Consider the following 26,080-nt stretch of genomic DNA (forward strand, 5'->3'; position numbering starts at 1 on the left):
TTAAAGGAGGGTTATAATTATGTTTTCTAAAAAGAGAAGCTTTCTTCTTATATTGTTTACTATCTTAGTTTTTAGCTCTTTTAGTACTACGCTAGTTTCTGCAGAGACTGACCAACAAATAAATGATTTGATAATCTTACAAAATGTACCTGAAACAGAAATTAATGTAGAAAATAACCATATCGATTTACAGGCATTACACCTTTATAAGGATGGATATTTTACAAATATAAATAAAGATATAACTTGGAGTTCACGTAATAAAAATGTTGCAACTGTGGACCGGAATGGTACGGTTACTTTTACAGGCCAAAATGGTCGATCTTGGATTACCGTATCAGATGGCAAATTTACAGATCGAATCGCCGTCCATCATAAAAAAGGAAAACAACTTGTTCTAAAGCGTAAGGGAGAACGTTATGATCTTATTGAACAAGCAGTTGAGCGTATGACCGTTAAAGAAAAAATTGGACAGATGTTAATGCCTGACTTTCGTAAGTGGAATGGCGATGACGTAACGGAGATGCTTCCTGAAATTGAACAGTTAGTAAAAGATTATCATCTAGGTGGAATCATTCTTTTTAGAGAAAACGTAGTGACAACGGACCAGACCGCAAAACTTGTAGCAGACTATCAGAGAGCCGCTGAAAAATATGGTTTATTGATGACAATAGATCAGGAAGGTGGCATTGTAACACGCTTGCAATCCGGTACTGACATGCCTGGAAACATGGCATTGGGTGCAACCCGTTCTCCTGAAATAGCAGCACAGGTTGGGGAAGTAATTGGCGAAGAGCTTCACGCACTAGGTATCAATATGAATTTAGCGCCTGTATTAGATGTTAATAATAATCCTGATAACCCTGTAATTGGTGTACGTTCTTTTGGCGAAGATCCCGGACTAGTTGCTGACTTAGGTATCGCCTATTCCAAAGGTTTACAAAGCACGGGAGTAGCAGCAACTGCAAAGCATTTCCCTGGGCACGGAGATACAGCGGTCGATTCCCATTTAGGTCTGCCTGAGGTTCCTTATGATTTAGAACGTTTAAAGAAAGTGGAATTGTATCCATTTCAACAAGCAATGAATAATGAAATCGATGCTATTATGACAGCCCATGTAACTTTCCCAAAAATAGATAACACGAAGGTCATTTCTAGAAAAGATGGATCGGAAATATCTTTACCTGCTACACTTTCCTATAAAGTACTAACAGAGCTTATGCGGGAAGAAATGAATTATGATGGAGTAATTATTACTGATGCTTTGAATATGAAAGCAATAGCTGATCATTTCGGCTCTGTTGACGCAGTGATCCGAGCAGTGAATGCTGGTACCGATATTATCCTAATGCCTGTGGGACTGGAAGAAGTAGCAGTGGGATTATACGAGGCTGTAGAAACCGGTGAAATAACAGAAGCACGTGTGAATGCTTCTGTAGAGCGAATACTCAAGTTAAAGATTAATCGTGGGATTATTAAAGAAGATAATCCGTTACCAATCTCTGAGAAAATTAGAAATGCGAAGCAGGTTGTTGGCTCAGCCAAACATAAAGAGGTCGAGCAGGAAGCAGCTGACAACTCAATCACTCTTGTGAAGAATGATGCCATTCTGCCTCTTTCTCTCTCGTCAGACGATAAAGTTGTGGTAGTTGGCAACACATTTATTACAGATCTTTTCAACGCTGTGAAAAGCCACCACTCAAACTCAGAATTGATACGAGCTAGTGGACCATTATCCGATAGCCAGCTTGCTCAATTACAGAAAGCTACAACTGTAATTGTTGGCACATATACGTATAACGTCAACGGTCGATCACCAGAAAGCTCACAAATGCAGTTGGTAGATCAGCTGATAGAACATCTAGAAGTACCTGTCACGGGAGTAGCAATCCGTAACCCATATGACATTATGGCCTACCCGGAAATTGATGCCTTCATTGCTCAATATGGTTTCAGAAATGCAAGCTTCCGGGCTACAGCAGCAACATTGTTTGGCAAAAATAATCCTACTGGCCTTCTCCCTGTCACGATTCCGAATCAACAAGGTAGCATTTTGTATAACTATGGAACAGGACTCTCTTATTAAGAAAAGGTAAATCATTATCATAACCAAAGGAGTGTATTAGAAGATGAAAAGATCGTTTATTATGTTTTTTGCGGCACTTCTGATTTTAAGTTCCCTCACTGCTGCATTTGCTGATAAAGGAAATGGAAAAGGTAAAAAACATCCGAGCAAATTGAAGTTAGGTGTGGAAGTACTACTGGACGAACAAAAAGATCTTATTAAAGGAAAGCGGGTTGGTTTAATTACCAACCCTACCGGAGTCGACCAAGAATTAAATAGTATTGTTGATCGTTTGCACAAGGATCGTGATGTAGACCTTACTGCCCTTTACGGTCCGGAGCATGGTGTGCGTGGTGATGCACAAGCAGGTGAATATGTTGAGTACTACATGGATGAAGAGACCGGCTTACCCGTATACAGTCTATATGGAAAGACTCGTAAACCAACACCTGAAATGCTCGAGGGCATTGATGTATTGCTATTCGATATCCAGGATGTAGGAACACGCTTCTATACCTATATATACACAATGGCTTACGCAATGGAAGCAGCACAGGAAAATGACATTCCATTTATTGTGCTTGACCGCCCAAATCCGCTTGGTGGGCACAAAGTAGAAGGCCCTGTACTTGACCCCGACTATGCATCTTTTGTTGGAAAATATCCAATACCATTACGCCATGGCATGACTGTGGGTGAATTGGCAGAGTTATTCAATGATGAATTTGAAATTGATGCTGATTTAACTGTAGTGAAAATGGATGGTTGGAAAAGAAATATGTATTACGATGATACAGGCCTGGAATTTGTTTTACCATCACCAAATATGCCAACACTGACTACAGCAATTGTGTATCCTGGTGCCGCTTTAATTGAGGGTACCAATGTATCAGAAGGTCGTGGAACAACGAAACCTTTTGAACTCATCGGTGCACCTTTTATAAATGGAACAAAGCTCGCTACAGAACTGACGAAGAAAGATTTACCTGGCGTAAAGTTCCGTGCTGCATCTTTTACACCATCCTTTTCAAAGCATAGCGGCAAGTTAAGTCACGGCATCCAAATTCATATAACAAATAAGAAAGCATATAAGCCTGTGGAGACTGGGCTGCATATTGTGAAAACAATCAATGACATGTACCCTGAAGATTTTGCATTCCGAGCAGAAAATAGTTCAGGTATTTCTTTTTTTGATAATCTGATTGGCAATGGCTGGGTCCGTGAAGCAATTGAGGATGGATCCTCTGTAAAAGAAATACAAAAACAGTGGAAACATGAATTGAAAGACTTTGAGAAACTACGCAAAGACTATCTATTATACTAATATTCTAGAATAAAAAAACAGCATCCCTAAGCGGATGCTGTTTTTATTAATCCTATCCTTTGATTGCCCCTTCTGTCATTCCCTTTGCAATTCGTTGCTGGAAAATGGCATATAATATAATAACAGGAGTGATTGCTATAACCAGACTTGCAAATAACGTGCCCCATGCGTTCGTATATTGCGCCTCACTGCTTATAAAATCAATTGCTAAAGCTAATGTATAATTCTCTTGTGTTTGCAGAAAGATTAATGCCATAAAATATTCATTCCAAAACTGTATCGCATTCATAATAGTCACCGTAATAATCCCTGACATACTTAGAGGAGTAATAATCTTCCATAGCACTCCATATGGAGACAGACCATCCATCGCTGCTGATTCTTCCAAGGATTTAGGTATTGTACTCATAAAACTTGTTAATACAAAAATCGTAAACGGCAACTGACTAACAGCATAAACAATAGATAAACCAATAATATTATCAAGCAGGTTTAGTTTCATTAATAAAAAGAATAATGGGATCCAGCCTAGCACCATAGGAATCATCATGGCAGATACGTACAAGGTAAATAAAAACCGACTTCCTCTAAAATTTAATCGTTCAATCGCATATGCAGTCGGAATGGCAAGTACGAGGGTAATTGCCGCACCCAGCACAGTGACAAATAAACTATTAAATACGCTTGTATCAATATTATAGTTGTTCCACGCATCAATAAAGTTTTGCCAACTAAAGCTTTCCGGAAACCCCCAGGGATTTCTATAGATTTCAGCGTTTGACTTAAACGCACCGAGAAACATCCAAAAAATCGGGTACAACACAGCAATTGTCCATAAAATGAGAGGAATTCGTATCCCGGTTCTTCCCAGGATTTGACCAACACTTCGTTTCACCTTCGCTTCCTCCTTTGTTATTTCTTCTATCTTAGTACTCCACTTTGTCTCTTCGCATAAAGAATTGTAGAATTAACACTGTTAGTAAGGAGAATACAAGAATCATTACTCCAATAGTTGCTCCATATCCGAAATTAAATTGGACAAAAGCTTGTTGATATAAGTAGGACCCCATGACATGTGTAGAGTTATTTGGACCACCGCCAGTCATAACCTGTACAATAATAAAGGAACCGTTTAATGTAGTTATAACGATATAAAGCACTGAAATTTTGATCTGTGGCCAAATCAATGGCAGGGTAACCTTCCAAAACTGCTGCCATTCATTGGCACCATCGATCTCAGCAGCTTCATAATAACTTTTTGAAACATTTGCTATTCCTCCCATCAGCATAAGCATAAATAAGCCGATTCCTGCCCATATGGATGGTAGCACCAAGCTTGGCAAAGCCCATGTTTCACTACCAAGCCAAGGTCTGGTCCAACTCTCAAGTCCAATAAATTCTAAACCTGAATTAATTAAACCAAGATTTGGATTATAGATAAAAGTCCATAATATACCTATAACAACAACTGACATAATGTTAGGGAAGAAAAAAACAATTCGATAAAAAGGGGCTTCCTTAATTTTCAATTGTGTTAAAGCAACAGCGATAAATAATGCCATAACCATAATACCAATCACTTTTGTCGCCACCAGAAAGTAATCATGAATAATTGTTCCTGGAATAATTGCATCATTAAAAAGCTTTATGTAATTGTCGATCCCTATAAAATCCTTATTCTGTGAAGAGCCTGACCAATCAAAAAATGAATAATATAAGCCACTAAACAGTGGGTAAAGGGTAAAAATTGCAAACATGATAAATGTAGGAATCAAACAAAAAGCCAAAAAAGTATACTTTTGTTTTTTTGACTGTACCATTCCATCACTCTTTCCTTTTAAAAATGAACGGTATGGAACATGGAGCAAAGAAGATGCCCTATATTCCATACCAGCCTCATTTCCTTATTTCCGGTAATCCGCCGCAGCTTTTTCAGCTTCCTGAACAAATTCTTCAGCAGTCATATTACCTAACATTAAGGACATTAATGCATTGCCAACCGGCGTCTCTAAATCTGCACTCATTGGATGTGGTTTTTCATAGATTTGTACTTGTTCTGGATCATTAATCATTGCATTAGCTTCTGTTAAGTAGCTAGGGACGTTTTCGTTTTTAGTCAAATCGACACCAGTAATATTCATAATTGCTCCTGTATGCTCAGAGAAGGACATTGCATAATCTCTTGTAAAAGCGAATTCAACAAAGGCCTTAGCTGCTTCAGGATTCTCTGCATTTTCAGCAATTGCCAATGGACGTAAATCAGGTACAATAGCGAACGGTTCACCCTTATCTTGCATAGGGGAAGGGATAAAGCCAAATTCCAGGCCTTCAGGAATGTCATTTGCCATCTCATTAGGTAGCCAGAACCCTACTGGGATAAAAGCATTTTCGTGTAGAAGGAAGTTCATTTGAGATTGTGTATGGTTCAACGCTCCTAGCCCTTCATCAAACATGCCTTCCTTTTGCATTTTTTCTACCTTCTTCATTGTTTCGAGAACCACATCACTGGTCCATGCTCCCTCTTTACCAGTAATTAAATCTGCTAATAATTCATCTCCTCCTGCTGCTCCAAATGCTGGATAAAGCATGCCACGAAGGAAATAATAAGGATGCTGTCCTGAAGTTACAAATGGTTCAATATCTGCTTCTTTTTTAATTTCCTGCATGGAGCTCATAAAGCTATCAAAGTCACTTGGAACTTTGAACCCTTCTTCTTCAAACCATGCTTTGTCATACCAAGTTCCCCATGTATCAAAAACTAATGGAAGGGAGTAGATATCTCCATCAAATTTACCTGGCTCCACGATAAAACTATCAACAAGCTTATCGCCATTATCTAGCTCAATATCCTGTACCCAGTCAGTTAAATTCATCAACTGACCATCTTCTACCATTTGAGTTTCACTAGATCCAGCGCCATCAATGTAAACAACATCTGGTGGATCATTGGAAACCCATCTAGAACGCATCTCGTCGTTAATATTAGGGCCTGCATGCTCAATCACGTTCACATCAGGATATTTTTCTTTAAAATCCCCAATAACTTCCTTCCACCACGAATCTCCATACCCACCAACAAAATACTGAATTTCCAGATCTCCGGAGATCTCTCCATCCCCTCCTTCTGATGTATTTTCGGATTTATCGGAACCGCTATCCGTATTGCCTCCATCATCAGAAGAGCATGCAACTACAAATGCAAGCATTAACATGACTGCAAATAGAAACATTGTGCGAACATTGATTATTTTTTTCAATGTATTTACCCCCTTTAATTTTTAATATATATGAAACTCATTAATAGATTATTAATCTATTAATGTTGCTTCCTATGATAGTGATTTAATTGCTTTTCTTACATATCCATTGTTTTCGGCTATTGCCTTTCTTGCAGTAGAGTACGGCACATTACTTTCAATCATGACAATCGCAGGTTTCACTTCATAATTAGTTTGATTTAGTACTTCCTCTGCCTTTTCATATGTAACATTGGTAATCTCCATGATATTTCGCTTTGCTCGTTCTCTTAATTTATAGTTACTTGCATGTACATCGACCATTAAATTTTCATATACCTTGCCAAGTTTAACCATTGTAGCAGTACTAATCATGTTAAGGATCATTTTGTGCGCTGTGGCAGCCTTTAACCTTGTAGAACCAGTCAGTACTTCTGGTCCCACAATCACTTCTATATTACAATCTGCATAATTACTTATGACTGATTCTTTATTGCTTGATAAAGAAATAGTGTAGGCTCCTAATTCTTTAGCATATTTAACAGCGCCTATGGGATATGGAGTTCTTCCGCTTGCTGTTATTCCAATCATCACATCTTTCTTTGAGAACTTTTTAGCCTCTAAGTCGATAACAGCCTGTTTTTCCTCGTCCTCTGACCCTTCGATTGCTTTAAAGAAGGCCTGCTGCCCTCCAGCCATAACAGTTTGAACTAAATCAGGTGAGGTCATAAATGTAGGTGGACATTCAGATGCGTCCATCACACCAAGTCTGCCACTTGTACCTGCTCCAACATAGAACAACCTCCCTCCATGCGAGAGGGCATGAAATACTTTGTTAACAGCAAGATCCACCTGTGGCAAAATTGCTTCTATTGCTAAAGGCACTTTTTTATCTTCCTCATTCATCAATTTTAGTATTTCCAAAGAGGTCATTTGATCCAATTGCAAGCTATTAAGATTTCTTCTTTCTGTCGTCAATCCCGCTAATTCCATTTATATGCCATCCCCCTTTATCTTTATATCTAAGTCTTATTAACCGCTTACATTTCTTTTTAATTTAATTTTTCTTAATTTTCATTAATTATAGTTATACTGAACTATTTTGTCAACACATATAAAAGGTAATAGTAATAATATTTCAAATTTTGCTTCTCTGATTTGTTGCAAAAAGATTCCGAACCATAATTCATTAATAGTACGAATCGGTTCGGATTTTCAATGTATAAATTTTCTTTTATCCCAGCCTCAGTTGCTCATGAACAGCTTAACAAATGAAAAATTATACTTTATTACCCGATAGAAAAGAAACAGCTTTCCTTGTCTCATCCAAATAGGTAATCGTTTGTTGGTACTCTTGTGATGCCAGACACATTAACAAAATATCAATAACATGCAATTGGGCAATTCGAGAAGAAGTTGCTCCACTGCGGAAGGTGGCTTCTTTTGCTGCAGAAGTATGTAGCGGAATATCGGTGAATTGTGTGATTAGCGAACTTCCGTATTTTGTTATACTGATCGTTTTAACGTTATTTTGCTTAGCAAGCTCAAGTAGTTTAGCTATTTCCTTGGTGTTTCCTGAGAAGGAGATTCCGACCACCACATCTTTGGAACCCTTATTGGCAATTGCAGTTGCCGCCATATGCGCATCTGAAAATGCATGCGCATTTTTATTAATCCGAATAAACTTTTGCTCTGCATCTTTTGCAGCTAAATAAGAAGCCCCTACACCGACAAATAGTACTGAATCTGCATTACCTAGCAGAGCAACAGCTTCTTGTATGTTTTTTTCGTTTAAAATATCTACTGTTTCTCTCAATGTTTGAATCGTGTTACTTGTAACCTTATCTATAATGGTTTTTACATCCTCTTTTGGATCTATATCTCGATAGCCGCGTATATCTTCTTCCTGTAAATCACCAGCAACCCGAATCTTAAGTTCTTGAAAGCCACTAAACCCGAGGGATTTACATAGACGCACTACTGCCGCACTACTTGTATTACTCTTTTCACCAAGCATTAGAGCTGTAAGCAGAATAGATTCCTCAGGGTTATTCAAAATATACTCCGCTATCTTTTTTTCCGATGGAGCCAAATGATTAACCATTTCTTTAATTATGGTTAACCCTCCCTTAATATGGGACATCTTAGTCACCTCATTTGTATGATTTTTGCAGATTACTAATAAATTCCCCCTGTACACAATCACTGTGCATGACTGCGGCTCCAATTAGTGAGCCAGCAACTGGAGGGATGGATGGAATGCTTATTTGTAAATAAGGATATGACCTTAATTTTCCTTCAAGTAGAATTGGCATAATGTCTTTATTTTGAAAAATACCACCACATAATATAACTCTAACTATTTCTGTCTTTTGAAATAGCTTTTTATGTAGGGTTATCATTTTTGCTTTCATATCCTCAGCTACATTCATCAAAATACGTTTCGCTTCGGAATCATTCTGTCTATATGCCTGAAATACAATTTTCGATAAAGGCGAAATCGTGTCCTTTGGTATAGGAGCTTGGTAGATGCTTCGGATGAGGTCTTGAGGGTTGCTTACTGAGAAGTGAGAATACAACTCAGAAAGCAATATGGTTGGATGTCCTCGTCCATCGTATGCTTTTAATGCTGCAATAACTCCTTGGCGTCCAATATCAAACCCGCTGCCTTCATCTCCAAATAGGTATCCCCAGCCGCCAACACGTTCTCTTTCTAGTTTATCGTTGATACCAAAGGCAATTGACCCAGTACCGGAAATCAATACAATACCCGGCTTTCCGTATGTACCCGAATAAAGAGCATTTACCGTATCGGCTTCTACATGAATGAGCACATTTGGCAGAAAGCGTTGGATTACACTTTTAATTAACTGTTGGTTTTGTTTATTTCCGGCTCCTGAAATTCCGGCAAATAATGCTGTAATTTGCTGAATAGATGGGGAGAATTGTGCCTGTAAACTGGTAAAAAGTACATCGAATGTATCGACTAATTTCTCTACTGTTATTAGATTTGGATTAGTTGGGCCAGCTAATGCTCTTGCTATAACATTCCCTTTTCTGTCTGCAAGTAAAGCTTCGGTTTTTGTTCCCCCACCATCAATACCAATCATATACCCCATGTATTTACCACCTTACTAATTAATCTTTACATACAACATTAGCTGAGAAGGATTAAAATAACAAGTATTTTCTGAAATTTTATTACAATAAAATACATAGGTTGTAAAATGTTATTTACATGATACAACCTATGTATTGTTGGCTACTCTATTTTGTCTATTAATTTTTGTGTAAATAACTCACAATTCTCTATATCTTTTGCTTTCGGAGTGAGATCTACTTTAATTCTATCATCTAGCAACACAGCCCCGCGGCTTTGCAAGCGATCAGCAAGTAAGTCAATTGCTCCTCCAAATGTATCGTAGAAGGAATCAGCAGATCCAAATACGCCAACAGGTTTACCTGTAAGGTCTACATCTTCCAGCTCTTCGTAAAAATCCTCGACCTCATATGGTAACTCACCATCATCCCATGTGTATGTTCCGATGAGAATCCCATCATAGAGTAGCAGGTCCTCCACATTGATTGGATCATAATCGAATGTTTTACTTACCACCTGATGATCTTTTTTTCGCAAGTATGCCTCTATTGCATCAGCCATTAGTTCCGTATTCCCAGTTGAACTGGCATATATTATTAATAAGTTTCCCATTATCCCACCCACCTTTTAACAATGTCATGTTAACTTAAGTTTAATTGATAATGAGAATTAATTTCAATAATATTTCAATGGGAAGTATGGCAATTTGACAACATTTATTTGGCGACAATAGTCTCATTTTCAATCCTTAATTTTAAAAAGGTGAGATACTATTGTGTAGTCCATTAATTACCTCATTAATAATGGTAAGTTCCTGGGTGATTTCCACTGAAAGGTTTAATTCTTCTACCAGTGGTTCAATTTGATGAAAAGTTTGTGCGTTCATATACAGTATTTCAGGTATTCCTTCAATTGATTGGAATAAATTCACAAGTTGCTGTTGTGCAGTTTCATTTTCTATAGTGGTATCGAGAAGATCTTGATAAATGACTAAACCTTGCGTATGATCTGCAGCAATGGATAAAACAGGAAATCTTGGTCTTTCGTTTGGATCTTCTTGAACAGGCAAATCGACGTACTGGAGACTAAATTCTATTTCAGCCTTTATCCTGTCTGTATTTTTTTTCAGTCTTCTAATGGTAAGCTCAGAAACCCCTAACTCAACTTGAGAATCGGATTGATCATGAATCATATCCTCGATATCCTTTATCTCATTCTGGTATATAATATTTCCAGCCTGCTCGTAGGGAACTTTGACAAAAGAACTTCCCTCAAAAAAATCAGGGAGTTCAAGTCCACTTTTGATCTCCTCTAAAATTTCTAAAGCTTGGGACATCGCTACTACTAATAGTCTTGCTTCCTCAGCATCTATATCCCAAGGGTTATAGCCAGGAACATAGCTTATGAATATTGGCCATGCTTTTTTACCACGAAAATTAGTATTAAATGATTTAATGAATTTGTACTCGCTCCTTGATAAATCTTCCCTATCTTCAAAGCTGAGCAGCAGACTACGTTGTTTAAGCATGATAGAGAATGATTCACTTTCTCTCGTCACCGTTTCAATTAAAGATTGAAGTCCAGCTTGACCAATGTACACCGCAAGACCAAATGTTTCTTCACCTGCTCCTAGTACCGAACAAAACAAATTTTCTTTAGTGACAGGATCCACAACGGTGAAAATCTCATCATCTCGAAGCTTCTTCCATGGCTTTTGTCTGTGAAACTCTTTAGCCGTTTTTAATACTTCTTCCCATATATCTACATGAATCGCATCATTTGCAAAAGCGACTTCTAAATCCTTGTTTACCTTATTTAGCAACTCTTTATTGTCAGCAAATTCTAGATTAATATCGCCTCCCAGCAACTCTCCTCTGCTATCTTCTGGTGGAGCAATATTTTCCGCCTTCATACACTGGGGGTAAGCTTCCCCTTCTTTAGGTTGAATTATTTGTGTCAAGGTAATTTCATGCTGCCAATCATCCCCATAATCATAAACATAGATGATTCGATCCCCAACAACCTGAAACCAATCAGCAATATATTCTTCTTCAATATAATAAGTAGGTGATTGATTTATCCTAGGATTCGAAAAACTTTCATTGGGATCTTTCTTCGATGTCATTCTAATTCGATTCACTTCTTTTCCATTTGTTCTAGCAACAAAGAACCCAAATAAATGAGATGCAGACCATTCAAATGCAATCTGTACTATTTGGTGCAACTCTTCGAATGTAGTTTGTCCATCAAGCTGAATATCCCTATATACTTGAGTTCCTACATCTTTTAGTACTATTTTCAATTCATAGATCATAATCCTCCACCTCACTTTTCTTCTATCTTAACATGTGAAATGGACAATTGACTTCTTATTTCTATCGAGGGGGTGAATTGCTTATAAAATCTCCTAAAAAAATTGTTTTGTTATCTAAAAATACACTTCATGAATATATTGTATGGACTACAATTATAACAGGGAGGCAATCATATGTACCGTGGCATATCTCCTATGCTGTTCAGTTTTCCTTATAGTAAAAAACTAATGCAACATCCATATAATTTAAATCACCCTGAAGGCACCCCTCAAAATATTCAAAGGGAACAGCAGGATCAAATGAAAGGCAATGAAAGACACACACATGCATATTACGGGACTACCACTTGTGAAGGTGGGCATACACATTTACATCCTGGGGTCACTGGACCCGCTATCGACTCAAAGGACGGACATGTCCACAAGGTTTATGGAAATACTACTTTTAATGACGGACACTTTCACTATTATGAAGCATATACAGGACCACCAACTCAATTGCCCGATGGGTCCCACATTCATTATACAGAATTTAAAACAAAAGAAAGTAATGGGCATACCCATGTTATTAAAGGGTTTACTGCAGCTGCAAAAAACTAATTTATTATATAGCGATAGGTTTCTTCTACTGTTGTCTGCTGTTTATTACATCATAAAATGCTCAGCTATCCACTTACACTTTTGGAATTGATTCTACGGAATATGGTAAGGTAAGCTTAAACTAAATTAAAAACGGCAGGTGACAATGATGACAACTCCAAACAAAAACAATCAGTTAATCACTGAAAAATCCCCTTATTTGCTTCAGCATGCTACAAATCCTGTAGATTGGTATCCTTGGGGTGAGGCTGCTTTTGATAAGGCCAAACGAGAAGGAAAGCCAATTTTTCTAAGCATTGGTTATAGCACGTGTCATTGGTGTCATGTCATGGCACATGAATCTTTTGAAGACGAGGAAGTTGCTGCTTTATTGAATAAACATTATGTGGCTATTAAAGTGGACAGGGAAGAGCGCCCAGATGTTGATGCTGTATATATAAAGGTCTGTCAGATGATGGAAGGTCACGGTGGCTGGCCGTTAACTATCTTTATGACACCAGATCAAGTCCCTTTTTATGCAGGGACCTACTTCCCGAAGCAATCTAAATACGGCAGACCAGGACTGATTGAAGCTCTTCAGCAATTATATTTGAAATACACTAATGATCCGAAACACATTACCGAAGTCACGAATAGCGTAGAACGTGCATTAGCTAAAACGGTCTCTTCTAAAAGTAAACAACGATTAAATAATGACTTTGTTCATCAAGCTTTTCAACAGCTAGGAAGAATTTTTGATTTTAATTATGGCGGATTCGGAAGTGCTCCTAAATTCCCTATGCCCCAAAACAGTTTATTTTTACTCAGGCATTATTACTTTACGGATAAAACAGCTGCTTTAAAAATGGTTGAACTGACTTTACAATCCATGGCTTCGGGTGGGATCTATGACCAAATTGGCTTTGGTTTTTCTCGCTACTCAACTGATGAAAAATGGCTTGTTCCTCATTTTGAAAAAATGCTTTACGATAATGCACTTTTACTCACCGTTTTCACCGAAGCCTACCAACTGACAGATCATCCTTTGTATAAAAAAATCTGTGAAGAAGTCATTACATTCATCGAAAGGGAGATGACTAGCAGAGAAGACGCCTTCTATTCAGCCATTGATGCGGACTCCGAAGGCGAAGAAGGAAAGTATTATGTTTGGGAAGAAGAAGAAATATTTGATATCCTCGGCAATTCTGTTGGAGAAATTTTTGCTGAAGTGTATGATATTACACCATACGGCAATTTTGAGGGGAAAAACATTCCAAATTCAATTAAAGTTAGCTTAGGAAAAATACTAAACGATAAGAACCTACTACAACAATTGGAAACAGCAAGGGAGCAGCTACTGGAAGAGCGCGAAAAACGTGTGTACCCACATGTGGATGATAAAATCCTAACTGCTTGGAACAGCATGATGATCGCAGCATTAGCTAAGGCCAGTAAAGTTTTTCAAAACGAAAACTATACTGGGATGGCTGAGAAGGCAATGAACTTTATTGAAAGAAATCTTATCAAACAAAATCGTCTTAAAGCACGGTACCGTGATGGAGAGGCAAAATATAATGCCTACTTGGATGATTATGCATACTTGATTATTGCTTATTTGGAATTATATGAGACAACCTTTTCTCTTTATTATTTGAGTCAGGCAAAGAATTTTAGTGAGCAAATGATTGACTTATTCTGGGACGAACAGGATGGTGGCTTTTTCTTCAGTGGGAAGGACAGTGAAGAATTAATTTCCAGAGATAAAGAAATTTATGATGGAGCGACCCCTTCTGGAAACAGTGTTGCTGCTGTGGCGCTCGTACGTCTTGGGTCCTTAACTGGAGAAATGCAGTTTCTCGAAAGGGTCGAAACGATGTATAACACCTTTTACGATGATATAAACAGACAGGCTTCAGCAGCTCCTTACTTTATGCAAAGCCTACAACTTACAGAGAATCCAACTAAGGAAGTAGTCGTGGTTGGGAAAAGAAATGACCCTGCCCGTATAAAACTATTGAAAAAACTACAAACAACATTTATGCCAAATGTAAGCGTATTGGTTACAGAGAGATCAGAAGACCTTATAACCATTGCACCTTTTGCGGCAGAATACAGACAATTGGAAGATAAGACCACCGTGTATGTATGCGAAAATTTCAGCTGTCAACAACCGACAACGGATATAGATAAAGCAATAGAAAAAATAATTGAAAAGTAAAGTTATTATAGTGGTTGCTACTAACTAGCTGCCACTTATTTTTGTGGTCATTTTCATGTATACTGAAATTATTCATAAATAATAAAGGAGCCTATCAACATGGTTAAAGTAAAAATGAACGTCCAAACAGCTTATCATGGTGAATTACTACGTGCAGGTAAAGTTTACGAAATTGATGAGGAAACAGCTAAGCGCTGGATTGTGAGCAAGCTTGCTGTACCTGTAGAAGATTAAGAAACCCCTTGCTTTAGGTTAAAGGTTTGTTATAAAGCAGCTGCGGGCTATAAGAAATCAGATGCTCTTTTACCAAGGTATTTCACGCAGTCGGAGTAAACTGCGACGTAACTTTATTGATGAAAAGCTCAGTGAAATATTTGAGAAGAAGTGCCCCATTGATTTCCGTTTCAGGCGGACGCTTTCCACCGGCATGGCCTCAGCCGCTTCCTCCGCTACGCTCCGTCCAGGGTCTTCGCCTCATGCTATTCCGGCAGGAGTCGCGGGGCAACAGGACGTTGGTCATGCAATCGTTGCCACAGGACGTGGCGTTCTTAGATTGCCGCCCTCCACTCCAATCAATTCGTACACAGCATATTCTGGATCTTTGTGAACGCAATTTTTCTTCGTAGATTTAATAGGAAATAGTAGCGAAGGGGAAATATGGAGACTACTCGAAAATAAAATACACATTTTCATCGTGCGATGTATTGCTGACGAAGCCTTCCTTGTCCTGCGGGAGGTGAGGCCTCGATGAGACCCCGGAACGCATATAAAGGTTGGAAGGCTAAAGTCGCGACGTCCTGTCGCAACGCCTTCATGACCAACATCGTGTTGGCCCGAGGCTCATCAGCCGCCCGCGGAAAGCGGAATATTTCCCCGCAGCGGTGATTTACGCAGCCTCTATATCTTAGTTATTTCCGAGTTTATCTATACAGCGAATCATGGAATAACCCTATTAGAAACACTAAGAAAAGGCCGTGGCACATCTGTGTGCCACGGCCTTTCCTCTGTATCTATTTATTCGCAAAGAATTCTTCCGCTTTTTCAAGAAAAACTTCTTGATCTGGCGAAAGATCATATTCCTCTTCTATTGCCTCTACTGGGCAAACAGCTTTACATGCTCCACAGTCAATACAAATATCCGGATCTATGTAAAACTGATCTTTTCCTTCTTCTATACAATCAACTGGACACACGCTCACACACTCACCGGATTTCTCAGCACGGCATGGATCCAAAATAACGAAAGCCATATTACTTATACCTCCCTTGGTCCTTAAACAAAGATAGCTTTACCTATCTATTATTTAATGATACATGATAGTGACATTGCAAGTAAACAGCTTAAACAATTTTTCATGTTTAGGAGGAAAAATAAAGATGCTTATGCAATTTACAACCTGGGTTAAACAATGCTTTACATAAAGGACAAGCAGACGCAGCTTCAAAATAATTATTTATAGTCAACTCACCTCCACAACTACCGCATAATATTGCCTTCTCATTAAATTTTCCTCTTGGCCACACTGCAGTTTTCCCACAACCATACTCTTTATGACATTGATAACATGGATAATAACTATTACAACAAAAAAATTTTATAGCAACTCGATCAACCTCAGAATAGTAATGCTTGCAACGAGTTTCAGCATCGATAGCTCCCTTTACTTGAAAACCATGTGTTTCCATTTCTCTCCCCTCCCTCTTTAGGTTCTATTATAACGGTTACGTTTTATATTTTACATGTAGGGTAAATAGTAACTAAACACATAGACAAAAGGAGTTTTGACATATGAAAAAATATAGTGTAGCACCGAATGTAGACGTAACTGGTTGGTTTGTAAAATTGGAAGACGTGGCACCGGAAGAAGTTTACGATGCAAAAGATGATGCGATTGCAGCTGCAGAACAAATGGCGAAGGAAAATAGTCCAAGTTTATTAGAAATTCTAGATAAAAACCACAATGTAGTTGAAGAGAAAAGATATTAATAGCTGTTTTAATTATACAACCAAATAGGAGAGGTGATTTTTTATGAAACAAACAATTAAAGACAATAAAGTAGGTATAGCTGTCGGAGTCGGCGCAGTTGCTGGAATATCTTATTTATTAATTAATTCTAATTCAAGAAATAAAATGAAAGACACAACGAAAAACGCAAAGAATACTGCCGGGGAATATGTAAGCGAAATTAAACAGGACCCAAAAGGAAAAAAGAATGAATATGTAAGCAAAGTTAAAACAGTTGTCGAAAACGCCCAAAAAGCACTGAATAAAGTGCAATATGTATTAGACAATCAAGGCAAGGATATTAAATCTACGACTGAAGATATTGTTGATCACACGAAAGACATTGCCGCCACAGCTGCAGATGCGAAGGATGAATTAAAAGATGCTGGTGATGACATGAAAAAGGCGAAAGAAGAACTAAAACATTCTTCTACTGACACGAATGGTGAAGCATCCAAGAAAACAAAAGAAACAGACCATCATGTTATTAATGATGCTATTGAATAAGAGAAAAGAGCTGCAAACATCTAAGAGAAGATGCATGCAGCTCTTTGTTTTATAAACTACTTTTTCAATTTAGCCAATTGCTCAGCCAGCGCGTTATTTTTAAACCCATCATCCTGTTTCTTTAAATATTTATTAACATCCTTCTTTGATACTTTATGTTTTTTCTCTCGTTGTTTCCGCTCATTAAATGTCGATAATTTCTCTCGATGGCCACACTTGCACATAAACATTTGGCCCTCACCTTCTCCACGGAGCTCTAAACGTTTATGACAATTAGGACAGCGGGCATTGGTGACCTTTGCTACGTTTTTCTTATGTCCACAGGAGCGATCTTGACAGACAAGCATTCTTCCATTTCTATTTTTGATTTCCAACATTAATTTACCACAATCCGGGCATTTTGTTCCCGTCAGATTATCATGCTTAAACTTCTCATCACTGCTCTTTATTTCCTCTACTACTTCTTTTGCATATGTTTTCATTTCACTTATAAATTTATTTTTCTCAAGCGTTCCTTCCGCAATCATGCCTAACTTTTGCTCCCACTCAGCTGTCAATGCTGGTGACCGTAAATCTTCCGGAACGAGGTCAAGCAACTGACGACCTTTTGAAGTAAGAAAAATATACTTACCCCTTTGCTCCATATACATCCCATTAAATAGCTTTTCTATAATATCAGCACGGGTAGCTACAGTACCTAAACCACCAGTTTGGTTCATTGTTTTTACAAGCTTTTTATCTTCCATGTAACGTACAGGATTTTCCATTGCTTGTAAAAGTCCACCTTCTGTGAAATGTTCGGGTGGCTTCGTTTCCCCTTCGGTAAGTTTTAAAGTTAATCCAGTAAACGTAGTTCCTTTTTCTATAGCAGGAAGGGTTTGATTGTCATTTGACTCATCATCTTCATATTTGTTGTCATAAACCTCTTTCCAGCCTTGCTTTTTAACAACTTTTCCTTTAGCGACAAATCTTTCATCACTAATAACTGCTTGTATAGTAGTCTGCTCATATTCATACGGATCAGATAAGACAGCCAGGAACCTTTTAACAACCAAATCATAGATTTTTCGTTCTTTATCATCTAAATCATTCAAGTTAACCTGTTGTTCTGTAGGAATAATAGCATGGTGATCTGAGACTTTAGCATTGTCCACCACTGCTTTGGATAGCTTACATTCCTTGCGGAGCAATTTTGCTGCAGTTTTGGCATATTGGTCCACTCCACACGCCCTTAACCGATCTTTTAATGTCGGTACAATATCACTGGAGATAACACGTGAATCTGTACGTGGATAAGTAAGAACCTTATGTTGTTCATATAGTTTTTGCATGATGGAAAGTGTTTGTTTTCCAGAGAAATTAAAAATTCTGTTCGCATCTCTTTGTAACTCTGTTAAATCATAAAGCTGAGGTGCAAATTTTTTCTTATAAGTCTTTTCTACATGTGTCACCTTGGCAGGTTGTTTTTTTAAATCGTTTAGAAGCTTCTCTGCTTGCTCTTTGGAAAAAATTCTCCGATTATTTTTCGGATCCTGCCAAACCAGTTTAAAGCCTTTATTTGTATTAGCTTCCACTCCGTAAAATTTCTTTGGCTTAAATTGATTTATCTCTTTCTCTCTTGTAGCTACCATAGCTAGTGTTGGTGTCTGAACCCGTCCACTGGAGAGTTGTGCATTAAATTTGGTTGTAAGGGCTCTTGTCGCGTTTAACCCCACATACCAATCGGCTTCAGAGCGAGCTACTGCAGCGTCATAGAGATTTTCATATTTTTTACCAGCTTTAAGATGTTTGAAGCCATCTTTTATTGCTTTATCTGTAACAGAAGAAATCCATAGACGTTTCACAGGCTTTGTTACTCTCGCTTTTTCCAAGATCCAACGAGCAACAAGCTCTCCTTCCCTTCCTGCGTCTGTTGCTATAACTATTTCCTTAACATCCTTTCGATTCAATTGAGTTTTCACTGTGCTAAATTGCTTACCAGTTTTCTTAATCACAACTGTTTTTAACTTGGAAGGCAGCATTGGTAAATCCTCCAACTTCCATGCTTTATATTTATCATCATAGACTTCAGGGTCAGCCAGAGTAACTAAATGCCCAAGTGCCCAAGTTACAATATAATTTGCACCCTCCATAAAGCCATTACCTTTTTTACCACAATTTAGAACACGTGCGATATCCCGGCCAACAGAAGGTTTTTCTGCTAATACGACTGTTTTACTCATTAATATAAAATCCTCTCTATTAAAATGGCGTAAATAATTACACCATAAGACGTTTATACATACTTTACCATATTACACTATATTCTTGCATCGGCCTGCATTCAAATTGCCGTTATTCGAAGCACAAAGCCTTTCTCTTCCCCATAAACTATATTCAGAGTTGAAGTAAAGGATTTGATGCTATGCTATTTTATACAGGACTATTACTACTTGTCATAGCTGTAAGCCTCGATGGTTTTGGAGTCGGCATCACTTATGGCATGAGAAATATTCGTGTTCCATTCCCTGCTTTGTTCATTATTATGCTATGTTCAGGTGTAATTGTCGTAATTTCAATGACCATAGGAAATGTCCTAAGTTCCTGGTTCACACCTACTGCAGCAAAATTTTTAGGAGGTAGTATTTTAATTGCATTAGGGTTATTCTCCTTGTGGAACAGCGTGGGTAGAAAAAGCGATGAGAACGATGCAGAAGGTAAAAATAAAAATATCCTATCTACAGTTTTATCCACACCCGATTCGGCAGACCTTGACCAATCAGGAACTATATCTACCGGTGAAGCTTTCTTACTTGGAGCTGCACTTGCATTAGACGCATTTGGAGCTGGTATAGGTGCTTCGATGCTTGGCTACACACCAGTTATAACCGCCTTTCTGATCGCATGCATGAGCGGTATATTTCTCTTTTCCGGAATCCGTGTAGGAATTATTTTAGCAAAAAATGAAAAATTGCGCCGCATGGCAGTAATTCCCCCCGTGCTTCTTATTACAATCGGAATTCTGAATATCATTGTTTAGATAAGAAAAGCTCCCCCTATCACAAGGTGTAAGGGGAGCTTTGTTAGTTTTAAATTTTATAATATAAGAGAAAAACCACGGTACAGATAAACTGTCCGTGGCTTTTTTTATAGCATGGAAATAATCCAGCCTATTACAACAATTGCTCCAATTATCATTAAAATAGTTCGTAACATATAAATTCATCCTTTCCAGGTTCCTATGGGTTATCTTATTCGTATATCTATTACTTACCCATCATCCCTCCCTGAAAAACATTACAGTTTTATGTCACGATGTTTAATAAAATGGTTAAGCTTAGGATACTGAATATCGTTGCAATAAACGTAATACTGGAAACGAGCTCCGGTTCTGTGTCAAACTCTATTGCATACATTGTCGTAGTAGCTGCAGTTGGCATAGCAGAAATAATTATTAGCACAGTGGCTACGAGTGGATCCACATCCACAAAGGATACGAAAGCAAATGCAATTAAGGGAGCTATTACCATTTTTAAACTAACAGCTGAAATTATTACTTGCCAATTTATACTGATACCTGTAATGGATGCCAGTTGCATACCTAGCATGATCATCATAACCGGTATTGCTGCATCGCCTACCATTGTTAAGGTAGAATGAACAGATTCAGGTACCGAGAATTGCAACTGCTGAAAGATAAAAGCAAGAATAGCAGCATACGTAGTCGGCATTTTTAAAACATTTTTGACTGCCCGTTTAACCCCACTCGTACTTCTCGAAGCATAATACACTCCAAAAAAATTATTTTGCAGTGCCTGTACGACCATGATAAATATTGCGAAAGGCAGAGCCGCGTCCCCAACGCTGAGGAGAACTACAGGCAAACCATAATTTCCAGAATTCATAAATCCTGTAGCAAGTATGGAGGCACTTTCCACTGATGGAGTCCATTTTAAGATTTTGGCTAGCATTTTATTTAAAAATACCATCGCAAAAAATAAGACAAACATGTAAACAACAATGATTGTATAACTATGATCGAATTCTGCTTCATACAGTGAGGTAAAGACTAAAGCTGGGGATAATATGTATAGCGACACTGCAGATACAGATTTCACGTCAAGTAAACGGATTCGCTGCAATATATATCCTGCAGCAAACACAGCCATTATCGGTATAATTACATTTAAAAACAAACCCATGAAACACAACTCCAATTGGTATAAATTCATAATAATTGTAGCATAATTGCTTTTACCCTTCTCTGAAAAAGATTGTTAGTTGCTATACAAACGCTTTTCTCATAATAATTACGTCTTGTAAGTAAGAGGCATGTTTATTGGAGTGAACCTCAGGGAATTGAATTTACACATTAGAAATTTCACAGGAGGTTTTTATAATGAGAAAAGACGGAACTGACTATAAGACAGAAGGTACTGCAGATAAACTAAAAGGAGAAGCCAAAGACCAATTCGGTCAATCAGCTAACGATAAAGGAAAGCAAGCTGAAGGTTTAAAGGATAAAGCAAAAGGTGAAATGAAGGATAAGGCTGGAGAAATGAAGAATAAGTTTGATGAAGAGAAGGCAAAAAGAACAAAAAATGAATAATGGGTTTTCCTCACATTTAACACAAAAGCTTGTTAGGATTTGACAAATCAATGTTTCTGTGAGAATATAGTTAGGTTAACAAAGTGAAGTAGCAAATAAGTGATCTGGCATTCTGCAAAATGTTTTTGATGATGCTTATTCACACTGGCGCGACTAAGGGGTCGCAAGGACGTAAGAGCAGGTAGGGCTTACGTTGCTTAAGTTAGAGAACACCCAGTGGAACACGTACCGCGGTTAAGCGAAATTTTATCTGGAGTATAGACTCCCTAGATGAACATGCTGAATATATAAAAGTTGAGATAGAATTTCCCACCCGAATCATTCGGGATAAAAATAAAATTAAAACTTATGTGTTACTTTAGAAATCAAAGGGGTACTCTTAATAAGGAGTATCCCTTTTCCAATAGAAAGAAGGTTATTAAAATGAATTCATTACAAGTAGGTACCATCCAAACAATGACTGTGGACAGAAAAATCGAAACCGGCTATGTGTTAAAAAGAGAGACGGAGGAAGTTTTACTCCACCACAATGAAAGTGATATGGAACTGGAAGCAGACCAAAAAGTTAATGTCTTTTTATATGTCGATAAAAAAGGGAACAGGATTGCAACAACAAAATTACCAAACGTTCAAATGGATGTATATGACTGGGCTGAAGTTGTAGAAGTAGTTCCAAATCTCGGTGTTTTTGTAGATATTGGCACAACAAAAGAAATACTTGTATCCAAAGACGATCTCCCCCTGTTTGAAAATGTATGGCCACAAACTGGAGACAGACTCTACGTAACGCTCGGAAAAGATCAAAAGGGTCGGCTACTTGCCATTCCGGCAACTGAAGGAATAATCTTCCGTGAATTTGAATTTACGCAGGATGGAGAATTATTAAATCAGCATGTTAGCGGTACTGTTTATCACACAAGCAGAGAGGGTGCCGCAATTATTACGGAGCAGAATTATCGTGGGTTTATTCATCATACAGAGCGTAAAGCAGAGCCGCGTCTTGGTGAATATGTACGTGGGCGCATAATTGAAGTTAAACCTGATGGTACCTTAAACATCTCTCTTCGTCCTTTAAAACAACATAGTATTGGGGAAGATGCTGATGCAATTCTAACACATTTAGAAACCAGTGGAGGTGTTATTCCTTTTAGTGATAAAAGTGAACCTGAGGATATCCTTGGCACCTTTAATATTAGCAAATCTGCGTTTAAACGTGCGCTTGGAAAGCTGATGAAGGAAGGCAAAGTGGAACAAAGAGATGGACAAACATACCTAAAGTAAGTTGCAGTTAACTTTATTTTCCATTTAGCAATAGCTGAAGGAGCTCCTTCAAGCTATTGCTATATCCGTTTTCTACTATTTGATCCCACTCCAACAAAAAAAGAGCGATAATCCCGCTCTTTTTTTCTGTTTATCTTATGCTTTTACGTTAGCATAAGATTCCACAAGTGATGTAATTATAAATCCAAGGGCAGCTGCAAACAGGCAGGCAATTCCCCATCCGCCATAGCCGGCACCCATCATGTCAACTTTTTCAACAATTGGTGCCATGAATAGGAATGCAAAACCAGCCAACGCTACAATTACACTAGGAAAGTAACCTGTGAACTTTTCTTTTGATGTGGCCTTGGAGACAACCAAATTCACAATGATAACTATTGCTGCCAAGATTGCGCCAATAATGATTACTGAACTAACCATACTTTCACCTCATAAATTAATATAGTGCTATATATAGTCTACAATTGAAGCGTCTTAAAGTCAATTGCACAAAGGTATTTTCACACAATAGACGTATTCGTATACACTCTACCTACTTGTCCATCGTCGAGACGTACTTTAATACCGTGCGGATGATAAGACGATTTTGTAAGTAAATCCTTTACAAGCCCGCTTGTCAATTTACCTGTACGTTGATCTTTTTTTAATACGATTTCTACTTCCATGCCTGGATGGATGTTTTCGCGGTATCTTCCATCTACTACCATAAACAAACTCTCTCCTTACTTAACACTGGTCTATATCCTTTTACACTTTTTGAATGGCAAACAGATCATCTAATTTCTCTGTCAAATACGCATGAGAATCCTCTACACCGAGATTATAAAAAACCGGCGCTAATTTATCCATAAAGAAATCAAGAAACATTAGTGCAGCTAAATTCCCTATATCCTCCCCACGCTCTTGTTCAAAATAAGCTTGGATATGACCAGCCATCTCTTCCTTCTTCTCCTTCGTAATTTCAAATTTTGATTTCATATAATCGACCTTTCTTTTAATATAATAATAATCTCAGTTTATCATACATTGTTATTAATCGTTTGGCGAATACGTCTTTTTATTTTTTCATACAATTAAAAGGAGTTACCGCTATGATGTCGAAATATGTTATCAGGTATAAAAGGAGGAAAACGATGGAGACATTTGAAAACTTTGCATATATACGACCTAACATGAAAGAGGAACAGGAGCTTTTTCAGACCTTTCTTGCTAATTTCACCAAAGCCGCTTCCGTTCCAGAAGCAAATAAAGCAATTGAAAAGATAAATGAACAGCGAAATAGACTATCAAGCCTCTTCAATATCGTCTATATACGTTCTTCTATTGATACGAATGATGAATTTTACCAAAAGGAAAGAGATTTTTTTGATGAAGTTGATCCAGAGATAACCGCTTTACAAACTGCTTTTTATAAGAAACTTATTAAATCACCATTTCGTCCTGAATTGGAAAAGCAATGGGGGAAGCAATTATTCCATATTGCCGATTACTCCATTAAAGCCTTTTCGGAAGAGGTTATCCATTTGCTAAAGGAAGAAAATAAATTAACATCCGCATATGCAAAACTGGTTGCATCTGCACAGGTTGAATTTCAAGGCGAAGTTTATACGTTAGCACAACTTGGACCGTTTGCTCAAGATAAGGATCGAGCAACACGGAAGAAAGCTGTTCAAGCAAGTACAGGCTTTTTTGAAAAGCACCAGGAGAAGTTTGATGAACTATACGACAAGCTTGTTAAAATCAGGCATAAAATTGCTACAACGTTAGGATATAAGAATTTCATAGAACTTGGTTATATTCGGATGCTACGGATTGACTATGATGCAACTATGGTTGAGGTGTTTAGAAAACAAGTACGGGAAGTAATCGTTCCGTTAGTAAGCAAGCTCTATGCAAAACAGAAAGAACGGATTGGAGTCGGGACACTAAAATTTCATGATGAAAGCTTCAAATTTAAGAACGGAAATGCTAAGCCTAAAGGTGACCCTCACTGGATCATTGAAAATGGCAAAAGAATGTACGAAGAGCTTTCTCCGGAAACTAAAGATTTCTACCAGTATATGCTTGATCGCCACCTCATGGATTTGGAAGCCAAAAAAGGTAAAGAGGCAGGAGGATATTGTACATTTGTGGAGGACTATCAAGCACCTTTTATTTTTGCCAACTTCAATGGTACCTCGGGAGATGTTGATGTGCTAACACATGAGGCCGGCCATGCATTTCAAGTTTATTCCAGCAGAAATATCGGTATACCAGAATATATTTGGCCAACCTACGAATCTGCAGAGATTCACTCTATGAGTATGGAATTCTTCACATGGCCATGGATGGATCTATTTTTCAAAGAGGAAACAGACAAATACAAATATACTCATCTAGCGGATGGATTGCAGTTTATTCCGTATGGTGTAGCAGTAGATGAATTTCAACATCAAGTTTATGAAAATCCGGAATGGACACCAACTGAGCGTAAAAATGCATGGAAGAAGCTTGAGGAAATCTACCTTCCTCACAGAGAATATGAGAACAATGAATACTTAGCAGCAGGTGGCTTCTGGCAACGCCAAGGTCATATTTACGAAGACCCTTTTTATTATATTGATTATACACTTGCACAAATCTGTGCCTTCCAATTTTGGAAACGATCGCAAGAAAACTATCAGGAAGCTTGGGAAGATTATTTAAAATTATGTAAATTAGGTGGTTCTAAGTCCTTCCTGGGTTTATTGGAATCAGCAAACCTGCAGTCACCTTTTAAAGAAGGCACCCTAGAAACAATTGTTAAGACTATTGAGGAATGGCTCGATCAAGTGGATGATACTTCCTTATAATGGATAGGCAAAGCAGTCACAACTGGGTGGC

General features: G+C 37.9%; 26 protein-coding genes. 11 read left to right on the forward strand and 15 right to left on the reverse strand.

Features of this window, described 5'->3' with window-relative positions; genetic code table 11:
• The first annotated feature begins 19 nt into the window (after positions 1-19).
• Both X953_RS13695 and X953_RS13700 read left to right on the forward strand, forming a co-directional pair.
• Entirely contained in the window at positions 20-2,086 is a 2,067-nt protein-coding gene (locus X953_RS13695) for a glycoside hydrolase family 3 protein (protein WP_232217690.1), read from the forward strand.
• Positions 2,087-2,129: 43 nt separating this feature from the next.
• Positions 2,130-3,389: an exo-beta-N-acetylmuramidase NamZ domain-containing protein gene (locus tag X953_RS13700; RefSeq protein WP_040956099.1), complete on the forward strand. Its 1,260-nt coding sequence runs from the start codon at positions 2,130-2,132 to the stop codon at positions 3,387-3,389.
• Positions 3,390-3,441: 52 nt separating this feature from the next.
• Here the strand turns inward: X953_RS13700 and X953_RS13705 are convergent, their stop codons facing one another.
• The 8 genes from X953_RS13705 to X953_RS13740 form a co-directional block, all read right to left on the reverse strand.
• Positions 3,442-4,284, reverse strand: a complete 843-nt coding sequence (locus X953_RS13705; RefSeq protein ID WP_040956100.1) for a carbohydrate ABC transporter permease — start codon at positions 4,282-4,284, stop codon at positions 3,442-3,444.
• Between the two features lie 31 nt (positions 4,285-4,315).
• Complete coding sequence (locus tag X953_RS13710; RefSeq protein WP_040957117.1) at positions 4,316-5,209, reverse strand: carbohydrate ABC transporter permease; 894 nt, start codon at positions 5,207-5,209, stop codon at positions 4,316-4,318.
• An 84-nt stretch (positions 5,210-5,293) separates the two neighbouring features.
• Complete coding sequence (locus tag X953_RS13715) at positions 5,294-6,619, reverse strand: ABC transporter substrate-binding protein (protein WP_040957118.1); 1,326 nt, start codon at positions 6,617-6,619, stop codon at positions 5,294-5,296.
• Between the two features lie 99 nt (positions 6,620-6,718).
• Positions 6,719-7,618: an N-acetylmuramic acid 6-phosphate etherase gene (gene murQ / locus X953_RS13720; RefSeq protein WP_040956101.1), complete on the reverse strand. Its 900-nt coding sequence runs from the start codon at positions 7,616-7,618 to the stop codon at positions 6,719-6,721.
• A gap of 286 nt (positions 7,619-7,904) precedes the next feature.
• A complete protein-coding gene (locus tag X953_RS13725; RefSeq protein ID WP_040956102.1) occupies positions 7,905-8,768 on the reverse strand; it encodes a MurR/RpiR family transcriptional regulator in 864 nt (287 codons plus the stop codon).
• A 10-nt stretch (positions 8,769-8,778) separates the two neighbouring features.
• The gene (locus X953_RS13730) at positions 8,779-9,744 is read right to left on the reverse strand and encodes an N-acetylglucosamine kinase (RefSeq protein WP_052350135.1); all 966 of its coding nucleotides are present in this window, start codon (positions 9,742-9,744) and stop codon (positions 8,779-8,781) included.
• Between the two features lie 143 nt (positions 9,745-9,887).
• Positions 9,888-10,337, reverse strand: coding sequence for a flavodoxin (locus X953_RS13735; protein WP_040956103.1), 450 nt, complete (start codon positions 10,335-10,337; stop codon positions 9,888-9,890).
• A gap of 142 nt (positions 10,338-10,479) precedes the next feature.
• Positions 10,480-12,039 (reverse strand): plasmid pRiA4b ORF-3 family protein, encoded by a 1,560-nt coding sequence (locus X953_RS13740; RefSeq protein ID WP_040956104.1) that lies wholly within the window; start codon positions 12,037-12,039, stop codon positions 10,480-10,482.
• Positions 12,040-12,213: 174 nt separating this feature from the next.
• On the opposite strand from X953_RS13740, the gene X953_RS13745 reads away from it, so the two are divergent.
• From X953_RS13745 to X953_RS20400, 3 genes are all read left to right on the forward strand, one after another.
• A complete protein-coding gene (locus X953_RS13745; RefSeq protein ID WP_052350136.1) occupies positions 12,214-12,639 on the forward strand; it encodes a YmaF family protein in 426 nt (141 codons plus the stop codon).
• Positions 12,640-12,787: 148 nt separating this feature from the next.
• On the forward strand, positions 12,788-14,836 hold the full coding sequence (locus X953_RS13750; RefSeq protein WP_040956105.1) for a thioredoxin domain-containing protein: 2,049 nt from the start codon (positions 12,788-12,790) through the stop codon (positions 14,834-14,836).
• 99 nt (positions 14,837-14,935) lie between these two features.
• On the forward strand, positions 14,936-15,070 hold the full coding sequence (locus X953_RS20400; RefSeq protein ID WP_255350985.1) for a hypothetical protein: 135 nt from the start codon (positions 14,936-14,938) through the stop codon (positions 15,068-15,070).
• A gap of 776 nt (positions 15,071-15,846) precedes the next feature.
• On the opposite strand, the gene X953_RS13755 is transcribed toward X953_RS20400, so the two are convergent.
• Both X953_RS13755 and X953_RS13760 read right to left on the reverse strand, forming a co-directional pair.
• Entirely contained in the window at positions 15,847-16,086 is a 240-nt protein-coding gene (locus tag X953_RS13755; protein ID WP_019376022.1) for a DUF362 domain-containing protein, read from the reverse strand.
• 109 nt (positions 16,087-16,195) lie between these two features.
• The gene (locus tag X953_RS13760; RefSeq protein WP_040956106.1) at positions 16,196-16,522 is read right to left on the reverse strand and encodes a CHY zinc finger protein; all 327 of its coding nucleotides are present in this window, start codon (positions 16,520-16,522) and stop codon (positions 16,196-16,198) included.
• Between the two features lie 103 nt (positions 16,523-16,625).
• On the opposite strand from X953_RS13760, the gene X953_RS13765 reads away from it, so the two are divergent.
• Positions 16,626-16,823, forward strand: coding sequence for a DUF2188 domain-containing protein (locus X953_RS13765; protein ID WP_040956107.1), 198 nt, complete (start codon positions 16,626-16,628; stop codon positions 16,821-16,823).
• 43 nt (positions 16,824-16,866) lie between these two features.
• Positions 16,867-17,349, forward strand: a complete 483-nt coding sequence (locus tag X953_RS13770; RefSeq protein ID WP_040956108.1) for a hypothetical protein — start codon at positions 16,867-16,869, stop codon at positions 17,347-17,349.
• A gap of 56 nt (positions 17,350-17,405) precedes the next feature.
• Here the strand turns inward: X953_RS13770 and X953_RS13775 are convergent, their stop codons facing one another.
• The gene (locus X953_RS13775) at positions 17,406-19,571 is read right to left on the reverse strand and encodes a DNA topoisomerase III (protein ID WP_040956109.1); all 2,166 of its coding nucleotides are present in this window, start codon (positions 19,569-19,571) and stop codon (positions 17,406-17,408) included.
• Positions 19,572-19,753: 182 nt separating this feature from the next.
• Here X953_RS13775 and ytaF point away from each other — a divergent pair, with 182 nt between their 5' ends.
• Entirely contained in the window at positions 19,754-20,368 is a 615-nt protein-coding gene (ytaF, locus tag X953_RS13780) for a sporulation membrane protein YtaF (RefSeq protein ID WP_040956110.1), read from the forward strand.
• A gap of 265 nt (positions 20,369-20,633) precedes the next feature.
• Here ytaF and X953_RS13785 read toward each other — a convergent pair whose 3' ends face one another.
• A complete protein-coding gene (locus tag X953_RS13785; protein ID WP_040956111.1) occupies positions 20,634-21,530 on the reverse strand; it encodes an AEC family transporter in 897 nt (298 codons plus the stop codon).
• Positions 21,531-21,727: 197 nt separating this feature from the next.
• Between X953_RS13785 and X953_RS13790 the strand changes: the two genes are divergently transcribed.
• Together X953_RS13790 and X953_RS13795 are read left to right on the forward strand one after the other, a co-directional pair.
• Positions 21,728-21,937 (forward strand): CsbD family protein, encoded by a 210-nt coding sequence (locus tag X953_RS13790; RefSeq protein WP_040956112.1) that lies wholly within the window; start codon positions 21,728-21,730, stop codon positions 21,935-21,937.
• Between the two features lie 423 nt (positions 21,938-22,360).
• Positions 22,361-23,218 (forward strand): S1 RNA-binding domain-containing protein, encoded by an 858-nt coding sequence (locus X953_RS13795; protein ID WP_040956113.1) that lies wholly within the window; start codon positions 22,361-22,363, stop codon positions 23,216-23,218.
• A 135-nt stretch (positions 23,219-23,353) separates the two neighbouring features.
• Here the strand turns inward: X953_RS13795 and X953_RS13800 are convergent, their stop codons facing one another.
• From X953_RS13800 to X953_RS13810, 3 genes are all read right to left on the reverse strand, one after another.
• Positions 23,354-23,638 carry a hypothetical protein gene (locus tag X953_RS13800; protein ID WP_040956114.1) on the reverse strand — a complete coding sequence of 95 codons (285 nt, stop codon included), beginning with the start codon at positions 23,636-23,638 and terminating at the stop codon, positions 23,354-23,356.
• An 80-nt stretch (positions 23,639-23,718) separates the two neighbouring features.
• A complete protein-coding gene (locus tag X953_RS13805) occupies positions 23,719-23,925 on the reverse strand; it encodes a YwbE family protein (RefSeq protein ID WP_040956115.1) in 207 nt (68 codons plus the stop codon).
• A gap of 40 nt (positions 23,926-23,965) precedes the next feature.
• The gene (locus X953_RS13810; protein WP_040956116.1) at positions 23,966-24,196 is read right to left on the reverse strand and encodes a DUF2164 domain-containing protein; all 231 of its coding nucleotides are present in this window, start codon (positions 24,194-24,196) and stop codon (positions 23,966-23,968) included.
• A gap of 155 nt (positions 24,197-24,351) precedes the next feature.
• Here X953_RS13810 and X953_RS13815 point away from each other — a divergent pair, with 155 nt between their 5' ends.
• Positions 24,352-26,049, forward strand: a complete 1,698-nt coding sequence (locus X953_RS13815; RefSeq protein WP_040956117.1) for a M3 family oligoendopeptidase — start codon at positions 24,352-24,354, stop codon at positions 26,047-26,049.
• Positions 26,050-26,080 lie beyond the last annotated feature (31 nt).

The organism is Virgibacillus sp. SK37 (genome assembly GCF_000725285.1).
Taxonomy (GTDB): Bacteria; Bacillota; Bacilli; order Bacillales; family Amphibacillaceae; genus Virgibacillus_Q.